Here is a 15,639-nt window from a genome sequence, read left to right as displayed (position 1 = left end):
GTGCCTTTCCCGCGGTTCTCGTTCCGCGTCGCCGGACCGGAACACGGCCGACTCACCGAGGAGGAGAAGATGACACAAGCAGTGGTGTCCCACGAGATCATGGCGGAGATCCAGGACTTCTACGCCCGCCAGGTCCAGGCGATGGACAACGGGCGGTACGCGGAGTTCGCCCAGACGTTCGCCGACGACTGCGAGTTCACCCCGGTCAAACACCAGTCCACCGCGCACGGCAGGCAGGCGATCGTGCGCAAACTCGACGACTTCGCCAAACAGCTGGCGGGCAACGGTGAGCGGCGTCGGCACTGGATGTCGATGAGCGTGATCAAGGAAGGCGGTCCCGGACGGTACGACGTCGTGAGCTACGCCCTGGTCACGAACACCGCGCCGGGGGAGCCGCCGAAACTGCACTGGGCAGGCGAGATCGTCGACAGCCTCGTGCGCGAGAACGGCGAGCTGCTCGTGCTGCGCCGGGCGGTCAACAGCGATTCGATCGCCTGAACCGAAACGAACCGAACCGGGGCAGGGCACTCCGAGGAGTGCCCTGCCCCGGTTCGGGGTTCTGGCTCAATAGTTGCCCAATCCGCCGCAGACGTTGATGGCCTGCGCCGTGATGGGGGCGGCGGCTTCGGTAGTCAGGTAGTGCACGAGGCCCGCGACCTCGGCGGGCTGTGTGTGGCGCCCCAGCGGGATCTTGGCGTTGAACCGGCTGAGCACCTCGTCCTCGTCGATCTCCCAGATCTTGGCGTAGTTCGACCGTACCTCCCGTGCCATAGGGGTTTCCACGTAGCCGGGGCAGACCGCGTTGACGGTGACCCCGCTCTTCGCGAGTTCGAGGCCCAGCGCCTTGGTGAAACCGACGACGCCGTGTTTGGACGCCGAGTACGGGGCGCCGAGGACCACCCCTTGTTTCCCGCCGGTCGACGCGATGTTGATGATCCGCCCGGAACCGCGGTCCAGCATGCCACCCGCGGTCAGCACCGCCCGGCTCACGTAGAACACGCTGTCGAGATTCGTTTCGATGACTTCCTTCCACAGCCGGTCGGTAAGCTGGGCGGTCGGCCCGCCGCCACTGCGGCCCGCGTTGTTGACGAGCACGTCGACGCGACCGAACCGTTCGACGGCCTGGCGTACCAGTTCGTCCGCCGACGCGGAAGACGTCACGTCGCAGGCCGCGCCGCTTACCTCGGCACCGTTCGCGCCGAGCGCACGGACGGTCCTGTCGACGTCGTCCTTCGTGCGGGCGCAGACAAAGAGCCGCAGGCTGTCCTGGACGAGTCGTTCGGCCACGGCCAGCCCGATACCCCGGGTGGCGCCCGTGACCAAGGCGACCGCGCGTGTACTGTCCGCCATCGATGTCCTCCATGCCCTGGTGTGAAACGGTTTCCGCAACCACAGTGGAGGAATGACCTCGACCTTCGCTTTAACGGCGAAAGAGTGGTCGCGCTCGACAGCTCTCCATAATGGACGCATGTCCCGAACGAATCTCCAGGATGACTTCGTCGAGAGCCGTTCGTGGTCGCGGGTGGGGTGAAGGCAACTTCGCGTCACCTTGGTCTCTATCCCGCGACATTAGCCGGATTAAAGGACTTCCGGACACGATGAAGTTCGGACAGAACCCCTTCGTCTTGGAGCGCCCATGACCATCGAGTACCAGGAATTGCTCGTCGGGGGCCGCTGGACGCGGCCCGAGGGCCGAAGCCGCATCGAGGTCGTCTCGGCGGCCACCGAGGAGCCGCTGGGCGGGGTACCGGAGGGTACCGCGGCGGACATCGACCGGGCGGTCGCCGCCGCTCGGGCAGCCTTCGACGATCCGCGTGGCTGGGCGGCGTGGTCGCCACGACGGCGGGCGGATGTGTTGTTGCGACTGGCCGACGCCCTCGACAAGCGTAACGCCGAGACCGTCCGCCGGGTCAGCACGCAGAACGGAATGCCGGTCACCACTGGTGCTCGAAGCGAAGGCTCCGCGCCCGCCGCGCTGCTTCGCTACTATTCGGCGCTTGTCACCGAAGAACAGGCAGAAGTGCCGCGCCGCGGCATGGCGGGCGGTACCATCATCGTGCGGGGCAATCCGGTCGGCGTCGTGGCCGCCATCGTCCCGTGGAACTTCCCGCAGACCTTGACGTTCGCTAAACTCGCCCCCGCGTTGGCGGCTGGCTGCACAGTGGTCGTCAAACCGGCTCCGCACACCGTGCTCGACGCTTTCCTGCTGGCGGAAGCGGTCGTCGAGGCAGGCCTTCCGCAGGGTGTCGTCTCGATCGTGCCAGGTGGCGCCGAGGTCGGCGCGCATCTGGTCGCCCACCCCGGGGTCGACAAGGTCGCCTTCACCGGTTCCACCGCCACCGGACGGGCGATCGCCGAGGTTTGCGGTCGTCTGCTGCGTCCGGTGACGCTGGAGCTGGGCGGGAAGTCCGCGGCGATCCTGCTGGACGACGTCGATCTGCCGGCCGTCCTTCCCGAACTCGCGGCAGGCACACTCGGAAACAACGGCCAGGCATGCTTTCTGTCCACGAGGATCCTCGCGCCGCGACGCCGGTACGACGAGGTCGTCGACGCCGTGACCGCGATGGCCGCCGGGCTGCGTATCGGTGACCCGCTGGATCCCGCCACGCAGCTGGGGCCGCTGGTCACCGCCCGGCAGCGCGAGCGGGTGGAAGCCTTCATCGCCGCCGGCCGGGCCGAGGGCGGGCGGGTCACCACCGGCGGGGGCCGCCCGGCCACGAGAGAACGCGGCTGGTACGTGGAGCCCACCGTGTTCACCGGCCTGGACAACCACGGGATCGTCTGCCGCGAAGAGATCTTCGGGCCGGTGCTGGCCGTGCTCGAGTACGAGAACACCGAGCAGGCGGTGGCGCTGGCGAATGACACCGAGTACGGGCTCGCCGGAACGGTCTGGACCCCGGACGAGGCACGCGGTCTCGCTCTCGCGCGGCGCCTGCGCACCGGGACGGTCGGCGTGAACGGGTACACAGTGGACATCATGGCTCCGTTCGGCGGAGTCAAAGCCAGCGGGCTCGGCCGGGAACTCGGTCCGGAGGCGCTCGCCGCCTACCGGGAGCCGCAGTCGGTTTACCTGCCGCATCGTGACTGGACCGGGAGGTGAGCCCGCGTGGTTTCGACACCGTCGTCGTCGGCGCGGGAACGGCGGGATGCGCGGTCGCCGCAAGGCTTTCCGAAGATCCGGCCCACCGGGTACTGCTGATCGAAGCAGGCGGTTCCAACCGGGTGCCCCAGGTACGGATCCCGTTGGCCTTCGGCGCGCAGTTCGGGTCCCGGTTGGACTGGGACTACCGGTGCGAGCCGGAGCCCACTTACGGCGGCCGGGTGCTGGCCCAGCCGCGGGGCAGAATGCTGGGCGGCAGCTCGTCGATGAACCTGATGCTCTACATCCGCGGGAACCACCTGGACTACGACGACTGGTGCGCCCGTGGCGCCGGCGGCTGGTCGTACCGGGAGGTGCTGCCGTTCTTCCGGCGCTCGGAGCACAACGAGGAGATCAGGGACGACTACCACGGTGTCGGGGGCCCGCTCGGCGTCACCACGATTCCGTCGCCTGACCTGCTGAGCGATGACTGGATCAACGCGGCACTCGCGGCGGGCATCCCGTCGAACAACGACTTCAACGGCGCTACGCAGGACGGCGTCGGGCGGCCGCAGGTCACCCAACGGCGTGGCGCACGGCAGGACTCGGCCACCGCGTTCCTGCGGCCGGCGCGCGATCGCCCCAACCTCACGATCCTGACGGGGGCACTGGTCGATCGCGTCCGGTTGCGCCGCGGCCGTGCGGTGGCGGTCGAGTACATCCGACGCGGCAGACCGCACGTCGCGGTCGCGACGGGACAGATCGTGTTGTGCGGCGGGACCTTCGGCAGTGCAGAAATTCTTCAGCGGTCTGGGATCGGACCGCCGGGCCGGTTGCGCGCGGTCGGCGTACCGATCCAGGTGGCCCAGCCCGCGGTCGGTGCCAACCTCGCCGAACATCCGCTGGTGTCGATACACTTCGAGTCCGCGTCCGGTGCCGTCGGGCTGAACGACGTGACCGGACGGGGAAACCTGCCCCGGTTCCGCTATCTCGCGGAGTGGGCGCTACGCCGGACCGGGAAGCTCACCAGCAACGTCGGCGAGGCGCTGGCGCACGTTCGCAGCGATCCCGCGCTGGCGGCGCCGGACCTCCAGCTCCTGTTCGCCCCCGTCTTCTTCAGCGCCGACGGCCACCGCCATCCCGTCCCCGCCGTCACCATGGGCGCGTCCTATCTGACGCCCGCCGGTACCGGTTCGGTGCTGATCTGCTCCCGACGGCCGGACACGACGGCGTCGGTGCGGCTGAATCTGGTGTCCACGGACGAGGAACTGGCGGCTTGCTTGCACGCGCTAGAGGTGCTGCGCGACATCGCCGCACGGCGCCCTCTCGCCCATCACCTCGGGCGTGCGCTGATACCCGGCGGAGATCGGGCCTCGCTCGTCGACCACATCCGCCAGACCGGTGCGCACACCTTCCACGCGAGCGGATCGGTGCGGATGGGAGACCCGGAGGATTCCGCGGTGGACGAGCGGCTCCGGGTGTACGGCGTGGACGGGTTGCGGGTCGCCGACGCGTCGGTTTTCCCGATCATCCCCCGCGGCAACACCAACGCACCCGCGTTGATGGTCGGCGAGCGGTGCGCGGACTTCATCCGCGAAGAAACTGCCACGGATTTCCCGAGAACGACGAATGGAGTGGAAAATGGCGAAGTTCGCTGTGCTGGCAAACCAGGCGCCGAGCGGTATCACCGGTGACGAGTACCGCCGCCGGCTACCCACCGGGGTGGCCTACATGAAGAGCCTGATGGACCGGGGGCTGGTCCTCCACGCTTGGACGCGGGTAGGTGCTTCGGGTGGGCTGTTCATTATCGACGTCCCGTCGCACGAAGAGCTTCTCGCGGCGATCTACGACAACCCGATCAGTGCGCACCTGGAGTTCGAAGTATTCCCGCTGACCGACTTCGGCGCGTTCTCCGGAAGCTTCGAGTCCACCCCCCGCGACGAATGACGGCAGCCCCGGGGCGCGGTCACTGCGCCCCGGGGGCCATCACGCCCAGCAGGCCGGTGGCCGTCCGCCGCCGAATTCCACCATCTCGGCGAAGATCGTGAGCACGTCCAGATCGGCACCGGGAGCGGCACCGCCGACTTCGGCGTAGGCGCGGTGCAGGTTTCCGACTATCCGTTCGGGATCGAGAAGCTCGCCGAACTCTCCGAGGCCGACGTTCCTCGCCAGTTTCAGCGGCGACAACCCGGCGCGCCGTCCTGCCGCGGCTACGTCGCCGAGCCAGCGGAGGTACCTGGCGTTGGCTTCCAGCACCTCGGGTCCCGTCGCGCGCCCGTGGCCGCTGAGCACGACCCGCGCGTCGAGGCGAGCCAGCTCGTCGATCGCCTCCAGCGACCCGGCGAGTGATCCCATGAGGATGAACGGTGTGCACCCGGACATGAGCACGTCGCCGGCGAACAGCACCCGCTCCTCGGGCAGCCACACCACGACGTCGGTTGTCGTATGCGCCGGGCCGACGTGGATGAGCCGCACCTCGCGATCGCCGACGTACAGGGTCGCCCGGTCGTCGAGCAGGACGGTGGGCGGAGTGACCCGAAGCTGTCCCCAGTCGACGTCCGGCCACAAGCGGGTGAGACCGAGCCCGGCCTTGAGCATTTCGGTCCGGGTCTGTCGGTGCCCGATCAGGGTCGAGTCCGGGAAGAATTGGTTGCCGAACGTATGGTCTCCGTGGAAATGCGTGTTGATCACGGTGCGGACCGGTCCGGCGGCGAGATCGGCGACGGCGACGCGCAGCGCGAGCGTGCGCGACGCTGTGGCGAGGGTGTCGACCAGCGCAACTTCGCCGCCTCCGGTGATCACCCCGGAATTGCTGACGCACCAGCCGCCGTCGGGTTGGATGTAGCCGAAGACGCCGTCGGCCAGCTCGGTCAGGTAGGGCCGCGGCTCAGCGGGACTCATGTCGATCGCTTCGGTGTGGTGGCGCGGGACTCGGTGAAATCCCTGGCGTGCCTGAGGGTGATGAGGCTGTTGCCGCCGAGCGCGCCGCGCACGAAGTCGCGTGCGTCCGCGAGCGTCTTGCCCGTGCCAAGGACTTTCTCGACGGTGTCCGGGTCGATCGCCACGGTGTGCTCAGAGGTCACGACACAGCTGTCGCCATCCGGCGCGAAGATCCACCGGCCGCTGTGACCGGAAAGCAACGGCGGCGGGGTCGTTTGCTTGTAGAGGATGCTCGACTCGAGGCGGATTCGCGTCGAACCGGTGGTGTGCCGGGAACCGTCCGGCGCGATCGTGGTCATCGTCATTCGCTGCGCTCCATCGTCGTCGACCGTCAAATCGAGGTCGTCGACGTGGGGCAACCGTTCCGGCCAGTGCTGGGCCTCGTCGATGAACTCGTAAGCGAGCCAGTGCGGGCCGGCGATCCGCACGGAGTCGGAGAAGCGCAGGACCCGCTCGGCGGCGGCGCCTCCGGCGGCGGCCCGGCTGAGGCTCGCCAGTTCCGCCGCACTGTTGGTGTCCAGCGCCTGGCGGATCCAGGCCGACGCACCCGGGTCGTCGTCGACCGGAGTGTATTCGTGCCGCAACTCGACGGCGGTGCCGCCGTCCGCAGTGGGGGTGAACAGCCAGGTTCCGGACATGGCCGCGACAGGCGGCCGGGACACTTCTTGCCGGAAGGTGATCACGCGTGCGACGCGGTCCAGCGTCCGCCTCGACACCCAGTCCTTGACACCGTTGTTCGCCAGCGCCCAGATATGGAACCGCTCCAGGGTTTCGCCGCGTTCGAGGTGTTCGATGTGGACGGTCGGTGGGAAGAGCGCCGGCCAGTCGGCCGCCTTGGCGACCAGGTCGTACACCTGGTCGACGGGGGCCGGGACGGTGATGGAATGCGTGCTGTACTCGGTCATGGCTATCCCCTTCCTGAGTCGTGTCTGAATCGAAAATCGTGCTGGGCCTAGGAAGGGCCTATTCCTGCATCGTCACCTCTCGAATCGTCGCGTCTGGCCGAGGTCAGGGGCCGCATGATTTTTTCTCGGGTCAAGAACTCGAGGGTCAGTGCCGGAGGCGCCCGAACGCCCTTATATACTAGAGACAAAGGTAGGGAAGGAGTCCTTCATGGACCCACTGTCCTAACGCGACAACCGCGCCACGCCGGGACTCGCCTAATCGAGTGCGGGACGCACGGCGTTGATGGCGTCCAGCAGAGCCGCCGGCGTCCGCAGGTCGGCGGTCGCGTCATCCGGGACAACCACCCCGAACCGCTGCCTGACCCGCGCGGTCGTCTCCATGACCACGAGCGAGTCGATCCCCAGTTCGTCGAAGTCGACGTCGGCGAAGTCACCGTCGAGCCCGGTCACCGCGCCGACGCATTCGACGAGGATCGCGCGCAGTTCGTCCAGTGTCATGTCAGGTATCTCCGGTCAGTCGGTTGGGGCCGCTGATCACCACGGCCGCGTTGAAGCCGCCGACACCTCGCGCCACGACCAGGCAGTGCCGAAGCCTGGCGTGGCGCGGCAGGCCGGTCACCAGGTCCAGCCGGTGCCGCGGGTCCGGCCGGAGCGCGGGCCCGCAGGGAGGGATGAAGCTGTCGCGCAGGGCGAGCAGCGCGGTGACGACATCGAGCGGCGGGCCACCCGAGTACAACCTGCCGACGAGCGCTTTCGGGGCCGCGACCGGAACGCCGTACGGCCCGAACACCGAGACGATCGCCTCTGCCTCGGCCGCGTCGAGTTCCGGTACACCGGCGCAGTCGGCGAAGACCACGTCGACATCGGCGGGGGTCAGTCCGGCGTCGGCGACGGCCAGCCGGATGGCGCGGGCCAGCCCGGGTGGCCGCCGGGAGCCCGGTGCCGGGTCGAAGGTGGCCGCATAGCCGGAGATCTCCCCGTAGCTGTCCGAGACGCCGCGAGCGCGGGCGAACTCTTCGCGTTCCAAGACGAGGATGGCCCCGCCCTCACCGGGGACGTAGCCGCGGGCACGGTCGTCGAACGGCAGGTAGGCGGTCGACGGGTCGGTTCCGGCGCTGATCCGCCCGCCCGCCAGCTGCGACACCCAGCCCCACGGGTCGAGTGCGGAATCCAGTCCGCCACCGAGCACCAGACCGGTGCCGCTCCTGAGGACCCGGCGGCACTGCCCGAGCGCGTCGAGGCCACCGGCTTGTTCGGCCACCAGAACCGCGCCGGGGCCGCGCAGACCATGCCGGATGGAGATCTGCCCGGTGTTCACCGCGTAGAACCAGGCGAACGATTCGTACACACTGACGTACTCCGGGCCGCGGGTCCACAGCTTTTGGATCTCCACGTGGGTGAACTCGAAGCCACCGGTCGCGTTCGCTGTGACGACCCCCAGGTCGTACTCGGACAGCTGCCGGGTGTCGGCCCCGGCGTCGGCCAGCGCGTCCTCCGCCGCGGCCAGCGCCAGCCGGGTTACCCGGTCCGTCTGCTGCAGGAGCCCCGGCGGTAGCCGCTCTGCGGTGTCGTAGCCGGTTACCTGCCCGGCGAGCCGGGCAGGATAGCCGTCGTAGTGCTCGCCCCTGAGCGGGGCGATACCAGTCCTGCCCGCCAGTACGGCGGACCAGTAGTCCTCGACGGTGCAGCCGTTGGGCGCGAGCACCCCGATTCCGGTGACGATGGCCCGCGTATCGCCCGTTTCGGGCACGGCGCTCATCCCCGTACCGCCTCGGGGGACCGCAGCACGAGGGCGCTCTGGAAGCCGCCGAACCCGCTTCCCACCGAGAGCACCGTGTCCACCCGCGTCTCGCGGGCGGTGAGCGGCACGTAGTCCAGGTCGCAGTCCGGATCGGGCCGGCGCAGGTTGGCGGTGGGCGGGATGACGTTGGTGCACAACGCGAGGGCGCAAGCGGCGATCTCGATGGCCCCGATGGCCCCCAGCGAGTGGCCGACCATGGATTTGATGGAACTCACCGGAACCCGGCGCGCGTGTTCGCCGAGGCTGCGTTTGAACGCGGCCGTTTCGTGCCGGTCGTTCTGCCGTGTCCCCGAGCCGTGTGCGTTCACGTAGTCGACGTCCGAGGGATCCACGCGGGATTCCTCGAGAGCGCGCCGGATCGCCTCGGCCATCTCGCGGCCGTCGGGGCGCAGCCCGGTCATGTGGTGGGCGTTGCAGCGGGTGGCGAAGCCGGCGAGCGTCGCGTAGATCCGGGCGCCCCTGGCAACGGCGTGCTCATGGCTCTCGAGGACGAACATCGCCGCCCCCTCGGCGAGAACGAAGCCGCTGCGGGTGGCGTCGAACGGCCGGGACGCCGTCGCGGGGTCGTGGTTGTCCGGTGTGGTCGCGCGGATGGCATCGAAACAGGCCACAGCGATCGGGGTGATCGGGGTGTCCGCCGCGCCGGAGATCATCACGTCCGCGGAGCCCTCTTCGATGAGCTGCGCCGCGTGGCCGAGGGCGTCCAGGCCGGACGTGCATCCGTCGGAGATCACCGCCACCGGGCCCTCCGCACCTACCGACCAGGCCACCTCGGTCGCCATCGAACTCGGTACCAGATAGTCGAACAGATGCGGTATGGCGTACCGGTGGTCGACACTCCAGTCGCGTCCGCCACCGGACAGCACCAGGTACTCGCGTTCCAGGCTGGTCGCCGCGCCCACGGCGGTGCCGACGGTCACGCCGACGCGGTGCGGGTCGACGCTGTCGAACTCCAGGCCGCTGTCGGCCACGCATTCCCTGGCCGACACCACGGCGAGCTGCGCCGCCCGATCCATCCGGCGGATCTCGCGTTCGTCCAGTCCGGCCGCGACCGGATCGAAGTCGCATTCACCCGCCACCTGGGATCGGAACGGGCTCGGATCGAAAAAGGAGATGCGCCGGGTGGCGGTGCGGCCGGACGTGAGCAGGTCCCAGAATTCCTTCGTCCCGGCCCCACCCGGTGCCCGGACGCCGATGCCGGTGATGACCGCCTGGCGTTTCATCGGCGGTGCCTCAGGTCCGCGCCTGATGGCGCCGGGTGTTTTGCAAGCTGCATTGAAGGCTTCCTCCGGTCGAGTCGATCTTGTGCTCGAAGTGGAGCGGGGCGATTTCAGGCTGTGGCGTGCCGCTATCGATTCAGCACAACCTCTGTCCAAGGTCGCTATAAGCGGGTGCGCTCACGCCGTACCCACCGTGTCCCGCAGTGCGTGGGTCACCGCGCCGACCGCCGCGCGAGCGCTGCCCAGTGCTTCGAGCAGCGCGCCGCGGCACGCGACCGGAGCGCCCTGCTGATGACATGTGTATCCGGTCAGCAGCAGTTCAGCGGTGTCCAGCGCGGCCGCCGCGGCCCACAGCACCGGATCCGCGGGCGCCGCGGGAGGGCGCAGTCGCGCAGCCAGCCTGGCGAGCTGGTCGCTGATCGCCTCGGTGTCTGCGGTCAGGGAAGTCCTGCTCCGCGGGAGTTCTCCGGTCATCGGGACGACATCACCCGGCCTGCCCACCCCTCGCCGTCGCGGAGCGCCCTCGGGTAGGCCTCCGCCAGGTCGCCGCCGGCCCGAGCGGTGGGGATCATCGCCGAAAGACGGGACGGTGGCGGCGCGAACACCGTCGCAATCGGCGGATCGCTCAACTGCGGCGTATGCATCAGCACCTCCGCGGAGGTGGTCCGGCCAGGGCGGACCGTGAACACCTTGCTCACGCCGATCAGCTGTGGTTCTCCGCTGTCGGCGTCCGCGCCCGCCGCCAGCGCGACGACGGACCAGCGACCAATGGGGACCCGCCCGAGGAGTACCTCGACCGCGCGCGACCGCCGGAGTACGGTGCAAGCGACCGGCGCGCATTGCGGGACGATGCTGTCGAAGACGCCCACGATTATGTCGGCCGGAGCCAACTCACCGGGGAAGGAAATGCGGCTGACCACTGATCCTGCCGGTCTCGATGAAGCAGGATAAGACCGTCTGACGGCCATGGTCGTCTCGAACGAGGGCATCACGCGGAACCTGGGGCCGACCGCGGCGAACAGTTGCTGCACTTCAGGGTCGCGCAGCTGGGTCGGCGTCATGCCGGTCTCGCGGAGGAAGCGGCTGGAGAAGGTTCCCACGCTGGCGTAGCCGACCGAGGTGACCACGTCGGACACCGTCAGGGACGTCGTCATCAGCAGTCGCTTGGCCTCGAAGTGGCGAAGCGCTTTCAGGTAGCGGCTGGGCGGGATTCCGGTGACCCGCTGGAAAGCGCGCGAAAAATAGAACGGACTGACGAATATCTCGGCAGAGATACTTTCGACGGTAAGGTGCTCGGAATACCGTGAATGAATGATTTGTAGTGCCTTCTCGATGGCATCGTTGATCACGAAGCGTTCCCCCCCCTGAGTGAACTGCCATAGTCCTATCGACCAGCCTCCGGTCGATTACTGAACAGGAATTTTCAGACACTGCTCAGTGCTTGGCGCGGGGTCCAATCTAGCTGATGTTTGACTGTTGTGTGATCAAGCGGGCAGCAGGGAAGAGATCGACAATCTAATGGGCTAGTGAGCTGACGCTACGGCATCGCCTGTCTTGATCCAGTACCGCTGATCAGGAGTCGCCGAGGTACACGAATAGCCTAAAGGTGGCTCTCTGTGCGGATCAGTGCTGGTATCTAACCTGATTGGCGTTACCTGTCCGGCGGTTGTGCTCGCGCGGAGTTATTTAGACGCAATGTGCCAAAAAGGGAGGTTATATCCGATTTGCCGGGATGGCGACCGAGTGTGGCGCGGTGCTGTCAGGACACGGATGGAGACGCGGCCGATTCGGCGAAATTGCAATGCTTTGTTTTCCGAGATGGCCATCGAGCGGGGTTGGATGCTTTCGTGGAGTGTCTGCGGGCTAGCCCTTGCTCAATTCATTTTACGTCGAGGAGCGGCATGTGTTGACGTCCGATCTGGATATGCGTAGAGAGGTTGTCGAGCGGGCGGCCGCGTTGCGTTCGATCCTGCAGAAAAACTCGGCGTGGGCCGAGGATAATCGCCGGTTGCACAACGATTCGATCGAGGCGCTCGCGACAGCCGGGCTGTTCCGGTTGCGCCATCCGAAACGGTATGGCGGATACGAGGCCGATACCCGCACCCTTGCCGAGGTGGCCACCGAACTCGGCCGCGGCGATGGCGCGGCCGCCTGGGTGACGTCTGTGTACTGGATTCCCGCGTGGATGGCCTCGATGTTCCCGGACGCCGTCCAGGACGAGGTGTTCGCCACCCCGGACGTGCGGGTTTGCGGAACCCTGAGCCCGACCGCCATGGCCGCGCCCGTGGACGGGGGGATCGTGGTCAACGGGAAGTGGGGCTTCATCAGCGGCGCCCAGCACGCGCACTGGCAGGAGGTCATCGCGATCCTCGCGCCGCCGGACGGGCAGCCGTATCCGGTCGTCGCGCTGGTGCCAATGACGGACCTGCTGGTCGTGGACGATTGGCAGACCTCGGGGATGCGGGGGACCGGCAGCGTCAGCACGGTCGCCAAGGACCTGTTCGTCCCCCGCGAACGGGTGCTGCCGCTCACTGAGGTGTTACGCGGGAACTCGGCATCCGCCCTCAGCGCGGCGTCGCCGATCTACCGGGTCCCGCTGCTGCCGGTCGCCTCCGCGTCTTCGGTCGGCACCTTGCTCGGCCTCGGCCGGGCGGCCAAGGATGCCTTCCTCAAGCGGCTGCCGAACCGCAAGATCACCTACACCGGCTACGACAGCCAGCGAGAGGCGCCGTTGACCCACCTGCAGGTGGCCGACGCGACCCAGAAGCTGGACGCGGCGGAGTTTCACGCGCACCGCCTGGCAAGCCTCGTGGACACCAAGGGCGCCGAGGACGTCGGCTGGACGCTGACCGAACGCGTCCGGGCCAGGGCTGATCTGGGGGCGGTGGCCCGGCTGGTCAAGGAGTCGGTGGACGTCCTCGCCTCCGCCAGTGGCGGGTCGTCGATCTACGCCGACGTCCCGATCCAGCGAATTCAGCGTGACGTGCAGGCGGTGAACCTGCACGCCTTGATGAACCCGAACACCAACAACGAGCTGTACGGACGAGTCCTGTGCGGACTGGAACCTGACACGCTCTACATCTGAGGAGGGACGCGATGAGCACGAGCACCCGGCCCGGCGAGGAACTGTCCGAATCGGACAAGGTGGCCATCGCCGCCTTGACCCGGCGGGTCATCGCGGCGTGGGCCTACCACGACGCGGACGCGTTCGCCGACTTGTTCACCGAAGACGGAACCATGATCCTGTCCGGCGTCTACCGGAACGGCCGGGAGGATATCCGCTCCTACCTGAAGTCGGCCTTTCAGAATGAGTACAAGGGCACGCAGGTTACCGGCCAGCCTCTGGGGTTGCGTCCGCTGGCCCGGGACGCCGCTGTCCTGCTCTCCCGGGGCGGCGTGCTCCAGCCCGGTGAGAGCGAGGTGTCCGACGCGAACGCCATCCGGGCGTCCTGGGTCGTGGTCAACCGTGACGGGCAATGGTTTCTCGCCGCCTACCAGAACAGTCCGATCTGAGCCGTGTCCCCCAGTTCGCACCCGAATCGCCACTGCCGACCCGCTATATGGGGCTGAAGGGGACTTTCCACGCATGTGACGCGACGAAAGCGTTTTTCATCGCGTGAGACGCGGTGAAAAACGCCTTCAGCCCAGGACCAGGCGCGGCAGCGCGGTGGTCGCCGCGGTGGTGAATCGAGAGGCACGGCCTAAGCCCTTCTCCGGGCGGATAAGGAATGACGATGACTTCCACTACCCAGCCGTCACTGCTGGAAGCAGCCGAGACGGCGAGAGCATTGGCGTCCGAACGAGCCCTCGACGGCGAAGCGGCGCGGCGACTGGACCAAACCGTCATCGACGCGATCGTGGCGGCCGGGTTCGCCCGACATTTCGTGCCCACCCGATGGGGCGGGCTCGCCGGTGGCTTCGCCGAAGCCGTTTCCGCGGTCGCGCTGGTCGGTGAAGGCTGCACTTCCGCGGCGTGGCTCGCCTCGATTTTCGCGTACTCCGGGCGGTTCGCCGCGTTCCTTCCCGAACAGGCGCAGGCCGAGCTCTGGGCCGACAGCCCGGATCAGATCGTCGCCAGCGCACTGGTACCGGCAGGTCGGGTGAGCGAGGAACCAGGCGGCTGGCGGATCTCCGGTGAATGGCTCTACATCAGCGGGGCGGAGGTGGCGGGCTGGGCGCTGGTCTGCGGACCGGCACCCGGCGACCCGGCTCAGCCGCCGATGTTCTTCGCGGTGCCACGGCAGGACTACGTCGTCAAAGACACCTGGTACTCGACGGGTATGCGGGCCACCATGAGCAATACGCTCCTCGTCGAGGACGTGTTCGTGCCCGCCCACCGCGCGTTTCCGCGTACCTCGCTCACCAACGGACTCGACGATCCGTCGCTGCCGGCTTGTCACCGGGCCCCGCTGCGGGCCGCGGGAGGGCTGACCTTCGCGGTTCCGATCGTCGGCGCCGCCACCGGGGCGCTCAAGGCCGCGGTCGCCCGGCAGGCGGCGAAGCGGGACCGCAGTGGCACGCGCAATGCCGGAGGAGCCGTCCATCTCGTCCTCACCCGTGCAGCCGGCGAGATCGACACGGCTCGCCTGGTGATCGAGCGGATCGCCGAGCAGTGCGACGAAGGCCGGTTCGGCCGGCGTGAGCGGGCACGACTCCGCCGCGACGCGGCGATCGCCACGGATCTCGCGGTCACCGCCGTCGACAGGCTCGTCCGGCTCGGCGGTCCGTCCGGTTTCGCGGACGACGTCCCCGCCCAGCGATTCTGGCGCGATGTCAGCTGCGCGGCCACCCATCACGCCGTCCAGCTGTCTGCCGCCGCTTCGGCGTACGGGCCCGCTCTGCTGGACGCGGCGGGATAGTCGCCACGATCGAGGAGGAGGGACAGGGGATGGAAGATCCAAAGCGCCTGCTGGCGGGGAAAACCGCGCTGGTGACCGGAGCGGGCCGTGGTATCGGAGCGGCGACCGCACGTGCGCTGGGCAGGCACGGCGCGTCGGTGGCCGTGAACTACCACTCCAATGTGGACACAGCTGACCAGGTTGTCAGTGACATCAAGGAGACCGGGGCTCAGGCGATCGCCGTCCAGGGCGACGCTCGCGTACCGAAGGACGTGCGCGCGCTGGTCAAACGGACGGTCCGTGAACTCGGCGAGATCGACATCTTGGTCTGCAACGTCATCGGCGACACCCGGAACCTGAGTTCGAAAGTCGGACGTTCGGTACCGTCCTTCATCGACTCGGACAAGGGAGTGGCAGGGCTGCGCGGCGCCGTCCTGTCTCAGCTCGACGCCACTCTCACCTGCTGCCGGCAGGTGGTGCCGGGTATGCGACGGCTCGGCGGTGGTTCGATCATCTTCATCGGTGCGTCCGTGACGCACAACAGCGCTCCCGCGCCTGCCGAGATCGCGGTGGCGAAGAGCGCCCAGGACAGTGTGGCCCGCCTGCTGGCCCAGCAGCTCGGCCCGGACGGGATCCGGGTCAACAACGTCGCGCCCGGTTTCGTTCCCACCGACGCCAACGCGGGGCCGCATCAGCAGACGATCATCGAACATATCGCCATACAGACCCCGCTGCAGCCGATCATCCGCGCCGAGGACGTCGCGAACACCGTTGTGGCGCTGGTGGGCGACCTGACCGAACGGCTGACCGGACTCTTCGTGCCGGTCGACGGCGGCGTGACCCTTGTCTGACCGGA

Annotated in this window: 16 protein-coding genes; 8 read left to right on the top strand and 8 right to left on the bottom strand. The window is 68.1% G+C overall.

The window, feature by feature from the left end; all coding sequences use genetic code 11:
- The first annotated feature begins 69 nt into the window (after positions 1-69).
- Positions 70-498, top strand: a complete 429-nt coding sequence (locus P3102_RS18660) for a nuclear transport factor 2 family protein (RefSeq protein ID WP_276370987.1) — start codon at positions 70-72, stop codon at positions 496-498.
- A 66-nt stretch (positions 499-564) separates the two neighbouring features.
- Here P3102_RS18660 and P3102_RS18655 read toward each other — a convergent pair whose 3' ends face one another.
- Positions 565-1,350 carry an SDR family NAD(P)-dependent oxidoreductase gene (locus P3102_RS18655; RefSeq protein ID WP_276370985.1) on the bottom strand — a complete coding sequence of 262 codons (786 nt, stop codon included), beginning with the start codon at positions 1,348-1,350 and terminating at the stop codon, positions 565-567.
- 286 nt (positions 1,351-1,636) lie between these two features.
- Between P3102_RS18655 and P3102_RS18650 the strand changes: the two genes are divergently transcribed.
- Genes P3102_RS18650 through P3102_RS18640 form a run of 3 tightly spaced genes read left to right on the top strand, consistent with a single transcriptional unit; the run spans position 1,637 to position 5,026 of the window.
- On the top strand, positions 1,637-3,100 hold the full coding sequence (locus tag P3102_RS18650; RefSeq protein ID WP_276370983.1) for an aldehyde dehydrogenase: 1,464 nt from the start codon (positions 1,637-1,639) through the stop codon (positions 3,098-3,100).
- Positions 3,097-4,773: a GMC family oxidoreductase N-terminal domain-containing protein gene (locus P3102_RS18645; RefSeq protein ID WP_276370981.1), complete on the top strand. Its 1,677-nt coding sequence runs from the start codon at positions 3,097-3,099 to the stop codon at positions 4,771-4,773. Before P3102_RS18650 ends, P3102_RS18645 begins: the two co-directional genes overlap by 4 nt.
- Positions 4,721-5,026: a muconolactone Delta-isomerase family protein gene (locus P3102_RS18640; protein WP_276370980.1), complete on the top strand. Its 306-nt coding sequence runs from the start codon at positions 4,721-4,723 to the stop codon at positions 5,024-5,026. Before P3102_RS18645 ends, P3102_RS18640 begins: the two co-directional genes overlap by 53 nt.
- Positions 5,027-5,065: 39 nt before the next feature.
- Here the strand turns inward: P3102_RS18640 and P3102_RS18635 are convergent, their stop codons facing one another.
- From P3102_RS18635 to P3102_RS18605, 7 genes are all read right to left on the bottom strand, one after another.
- The gene (locus P3102_RS18635; protein ID WP_276370978.1) at positions 5,066-5,980 is read right to left on the bottom strand and encodes an MBL fold metallo-hydrolase; all 915 of its coding nucleotides are present in this window, start codon (positions 5,978-5,980) and stop codon (positions 5,066-5,068) included.
- Positions 5,977-6,924: an aromatase/cyclase gene (locus tag P3102_RS18630; RefSeq protein WP_276370976.1), complete on the bottom strand. Its 948-nt coding sequence runs from the start codon at positions 6,922-6,924 to the stop codon at positions 5,977-5,979. Before P3102_RS18630 ends, P3102_RS18635 begins: the two co-directional genes overlap by 4 nt.
- A 255-nt stretch (positions 6,925-7,179) precedes the next feature.
- On the bottom strand, positions 7,180-7,422 hold the full coding sequence (locus P3102_RS18625) for an acyl carrier protein (RefSeq protein WP_276370974.1): 243 nt from the start codon (positions 7,420-7,422) through the stop codon (positions 7,180-7,182).
- Between the two features lies 1 nt (position 7,423).
- Positions 7,424-8,683, bottom strand: a complete 1,260-nt coding sequence (locus P3102_RS18620; RefSeq protein ID WP_276370972.1) for a ketosynthase chain-length factor — start codon at positions 8,681-8,683, stop codon at positions 7,424-7,426.
- Positions 8,680-9,948, bottom strand: a complete 1,269-nt coding sequence (locus tag P3102_RS18615; RefSeq protein WP_276370970.1) for a beta-ketoacyl-[acyl-carrier-protein] synthase family protein — start codon at positions 9,946-9,948, stop codon at positions 8,680-8,682. Before P3102_RS18615 ends, P3102_RS18620 begins: the two co-directional genes overlap by 4 nt.
- Positions 9,949-10,122: 174 nt before the next feature.
- Positions 10,123-10,419, bottom strand: a complete 297-nt coding sequence (locus P3102_RS18610; RefSeq protein ID WP_276370968.1) for a hypothetical protein — start codon at positions 10,417-10,419, stop codon at positions 10,123-10,125.
- Entirely contained in the window at positions 10,416-11,294 is an 879-nt protein-coding gene (locus tag P3102_RS18605; RefSeq protein WP_276370966.1) for an AraC family transcriptional regulator, read from the bottom strand. The genes P3102_RS18610 and P3102_RS18605 overlap by 4 nt, the downstream gene beginning before the upstream one ends.
- A gap of 575 nt (positions 11,295-11,869) precedes the next feature.
- On the opposite strand from P3102_RS18605, the gene P3102_RS18600 reads away from it, so the two are divergent.
- From P3102_RS18600 to P3102_RS18585, 4 genes are all read left to right on the top strand, one after another.
- Positions 11,870-13,030: an acyl-CoA dehydrogenase family protein gene (locus P3102_RS18600; RefSeq protein WP_276370964.1), complete on the top strand. Its 1,161-nt coding sequence runs from the start codon at positions 11,870-11,872 to the stop codon at positions 13,028-13,030.
- 11 nt (positions 13,031-13,041) lie between these two features.
- The gene (locus P3102_RS18595; protein WP_276370962.1) at positions 13,042-13,458 is read left to right on the top strand and encodes an SgcJ/EcaC family oxidoreductase; all 417 of its coding nucleotides are present in this window, start codon (positions 13,042-13,044) and stop codon (positions 13,456-13,458) included.
- Positions 13,459-13,679: 221 nt separating this feature from the next.
- A complete protein-coding gene (locus tag P3102_RS18590; RefSeq protein ID WP_276370960.1) occupies positions 13,680-14,804 on the top strand; it encodes an acyl-CoA dehydrogenase family protein in 1,125 nt (374 codons plus the stop codon).
- A 29-nt stretch (positions 14,805-14,833) separates the two neighbouring features.
- Positions 14,834-15,634, top strand: coding sequence for an SDR family oxidoreductase (locus P3102_RS18585; RefSeq protein WP_276370958.1), 801 nt, complete (start codon positions 14,834-14,836; stop codon positions 15,632-15,634).
- Positions 15,635-15,639: the final 5 nt, after the last annotated feature.

Source organism: Amycolatopsis sp. QT-25 (assembly GCF_029369745.1).
GTDB lineage: Bacteria > Actinomycetota > Actinomycetes > Mycobacteriales > Pseudonocardiaceae > Amycolatopsis.
This window is presented reverse-complemented; position numbering and strand designations above follow the sequence as displayed.